This window comes from Deinococcus alpinitundrae (assembly GCF_009982895.1).
Taxonomy (GTDB): domain Bacteria; phylum Deinococcota; class Deinococci; order Deinococcales; family Deinococcaceae; genus Deinococcus; species Deinococcus alpinitundrae.
The window spans coordinates 1-267 of the sequence record NZ_WXZL01000284.1; the positions used below are offsets into that span (position 1 = coordinate 1).

Sequence of the window (267 nt, forward strand, 5' to 3'; positions counted from 1 at the left end):
CTAAACGTGCCTCTTCAGGTGCAACTCCTGAGATAATCAGATTCTCATATAAACCCAATGTATCACGTGTAGAATTAACCATAGAACCCACAGCGCTGCCAGACCATTCATGTACATTACCTGCTCCTTGTTTAGCATTCACAGGCGCACGATGCACTTCCTCTGGGAACCAGAACTCTGGCTCAGATGACACATAACGCCGTGACACCTCATTCCATACAAGACCAACTTGATGCTTACCCAGTTGTCGAGCTAAAGCAAAGGGTG

Annotated in this window: 1 protein-coding gene; it reads right to left on the reverse strand. The window is 46.8% G+C overall.

All coding sequences use genetic code 11. The features are described from left to right. On the reverse strand, window positions 1-267 hold a 267-nt coding region (locus GUI70_RS23410), incomplete at both ends, for an FAD-dependent thymidylate synthase (RefSeq protein WP_161884582.1).